Source organism: Promicromonospora kroppenstedtii DSM 19349 (assembly GCF_000515355.1).
In the GTDB taxonomy this organism is placed as follows: Bacteria; Actinomycetota; Actinomycetes; order Actinomycetales; family Cellulomonadaceae; genus Promicromonospora; species Promicromonospora kroppenstedtii.
The window spans coordinates 33,247-35,890 of sequence record NZ_KI911572.1 but is presented as its reverse complement, the minus strand read 5'-3'; the positions used below and the strand labels follow the sequence as shown (position 1 = coordinate 35,890).

The following is a 2,644-nucleotide window of genomic DNA, read 5'->3' as shown; positions in this document are numbered from 1 at the left end:
GGCGGGAGCGGGGCGCCGGTCATGATCCGCACGGCCTGCCCCGGGCTGATCCCGGTCCCGTCGGCGGCGCCGGCCGCGATGTCACCCGTCACCCGCAGCGTCACCGGCGCGCCGTCGGGCGGGAGGTCGGCCAGCCGGACGGCGTAACCGTCCATCGCGGCGCTCACGAACGGCGGGACCGAGACCTGGGCGTGCTGGTCCTCGGCGAGGGTCGCGCCGTCGGCGTCCACCAGGTCCAGCCGGACGACGGGCAGCGGCGCGACCAGCGTGACCACGCGCTCGACGTGCTCCGTGACGCTCCGCAACCCGGACTCCATGGGACGACGCTATGCGAACAGGGTTCTGCCGGGGTTACCTGTGCCTCACAACCCGGCACCCTTCCCTGTGAGCGTACGGGAACCGGTGCTCAGCCCCGCGCCCCCCGCCGTACCGGTCCCAGCGTGAACAGCAGAGTGGCCAGCCCCGTCGCCGCCAGCAGCGCGAACCCCACGCCGTAGTCGCCGTTGAGCTGGTAGACCGCGCCCATGATCAGGGGCGGCACGAACCCGCCGAGCCCGCCGGCGGCACCGACGACGCCGGTCACCCCGCCGACCTTGTCCGCGGGCGCGACCTTCGCCACCAGCGCGAACGTGGCCCCCGACGACGCCCCGAGCGCCGCCGCGAGCCCCAGGAACGCGATGGTGCCCACCGGGACGAGCCCCGGCTTGAACGCCACGACGGCCGCCAGCAGCGTCACCGCGGCGAAGCACCAGACCGACACGTTCACCGGCCCGAGCCGGTCCGACAGCATCCCGCCCACCGGGCGCATCACCACGGCGAGCACCACGAACCCGGCGGTGCGGGTCGCGGCGTCGGCGGCCTCGAGGTCGTAGGCATTGGCGAGGAACGTCGGCAGGTACACGCTGAACGCCACGAATCCGCCGAACCCGACGGCGTACAGCCAGGACAGCTGCAGGGTCGCGGGCAGCTTGAGGATGGACCAGGTGCGCGCCAGCATGCCACCGGCGGCGCCCGAGGCCCGGCCCGGGGCGTCGTGCAGCAGGAACCACGAGGCCACCGCGAAGACCGCCAGGATCGCCGCGACCAGCACGAACGGCGTCCATCGCCCGAACGCGTCGGCCAGCGGCACGGTGGTGAACGACGAGATCGCCGTGCCGCCCATCCCGACGCCGAAGATCCCGAGCGCGGTACCCCGGCGCTCGGGCGCGAACCACGCGTTGACGAACGGCACGCCGATCGCGAAGGTCGTGCCGCCCAGCCCGAGCAGGAACCCGCCCACGATCAGCGCCGCGTACGAGTCGGCGACCAGCCCCACGAACAGCACCGGGATGATCGTCAGCGCACTGACCAGCGGGAACATCGTCCGCGCGCCGAACCGGTCGGTCAGCGCTCCCACGGGGATGCGCCCCACGGACCCGACCAGCACGGGCACGGCGACGAGCACCGACTGCTGCAGGTCGGTCAGCGCGTACTCGACCCCGTACGCCTTGCCGAGCGGGCTGATCAGCGCCCACGCCCAGAAGTTCACCGCGAAGCCCACGGTGGCCAGCGCGAGCTGCACGCCCGACGACGACGTCCCGCTCGTCTCGGTCCGCCGGCTCGCCCGGCTGGGTGGTGCCTGGGCCATGTCAGCTCCTCCTGGCAGGTCCGGTGGGCGGCTCCCAACCCGGACGGGGGCGGTGCGCACCGGACCCGCCGGGAGCGGCACGCCCCTCGTCGCGCGAGCGGTACACGACGTACGGCCGGAACAGGTACGGCACCGGGGCGGAGAACGCGTGCACGAGCCGCGTGAACGGCCACAGCGCGAACAGCAGGAACGCGGCCACGATGTGCACCTGGAAGGCGACGGGCACCCCGGCCATCAGCTCGGGCTGCGGCTGGAGGTACCAGAGTGAGCGGAACCAGGGCGAGATGGTCTCCCGGTAGTCGTACCCGTGCTCGGTCACGAGCTGCGTGGTGGCGGTCGCCCAGGCCCCGGACAGCACCGACAGCGCGAGCATCGCGTACATGACCTTGTCCATCACGGTCGTCGCGAGGAACACGGCACTCGTGGTCCGTCGGCGGTAGATCAGGATGAGCAGCCCGAGCACCAGCACGGCGGACGCCGCCGACCCGGCCAGCGCCGCGACCAGGTGGTAGACGTCCTCCGGGATGCCGACCGCCGCCGTCCACGTAGCCGGGATCACCAGGCCCGCGAGGTGCCCCAGGATCACCACGAGCAGGCCGATGTGGAACAGCGGCGACCCGATACGCAGCAGCCGCTTCTCGTACAGCTCGGACGAGCGGGTGGTCCAGCCGAACCGGTCGTACCGGTACCGCCACACCGACCCGACGATCAGCACGGCGAAGGTCACGTACGGCAGCACCACCCAGAGCATCACCTCCACGGCTGTACGCCTCCTTCGCCGTCCGCCCCGAAGCCCGGCAGCCCGGTCAGCCCGACCAGCTCGGCGGGCGGGCCCTCCGCGACGAGCGCCGCCACGCGTTCCAGCGTCCGCGCGTCGACGGGCGGCAGCGTGAGGCAGACCGCCTCCACTGCCGCGACCCACGGTGAGCCCTCGGCGGCCAACGCCTGCCGGAGCACCTCGATGCCGTCGCGGTGGGCGGCCAGGAGCGCGCCGACGATGCGGGCGCCGTCGCCGTC

Annotated in this window: 2 protein-coding genes and 2 pseudogenes; all 4 read right to left on the bottom strand. The window is 73.3% G+C overall.

Translation table 11 applies throughout. The features are described 5' to 3' along the window. Positions 1 to 317 (bottom strand): annotated as a pseudogene (locus PROKR_RS01180) (hypothetical protein); the annotation flags it as partial. 89 nt (positions 318 to 406) lie between these two features. Then, positions 407 to 1,627, bottom strand: a complete 1,221-nt coding sequence (locus PROKR_RS01175) for an MFS transporter (RefSeq protein ID WP_036958982.1) — start codon at positions 1,625 to 1,627, stop codon at positions 407 to 409. 1 nt (position 1,628) lies between these two features. Further along, the gene (gene narI / locus PROKR_RS01170; protein WP_036958980.1) at positions 1,629 to 2,387 is read right to left on the bottom strand and encodes a respiratory nitrate reductase subunit gamma; all 759 of its coding nucleotides are present in this window, start codon (positions 2,385 to 2,387) and stop codon (positions 1,629 to 1,631) included. Continuing rightward, positions 2,378 to 2,644, bottom strand: a pseudogene (locus tag PROKR_RS37150) (nitrate reductase molybdenum cofactor assembly chaperone); the annotation flags it as partial. The pseudogene PROKR_RS37150 and the gene narI, both read right to left, overlap by 10 nt.

What these genes read in the sequence shown, in the direction of transcription:
- PROKR_RS01175 (WP_036958982.1), bottom strand. Translation starts at nt 1,627, where the DNA reads ATGGCCCAGGCACCACCCAGCCGGGCGAGCCGGCGGACCGAGACGAGC.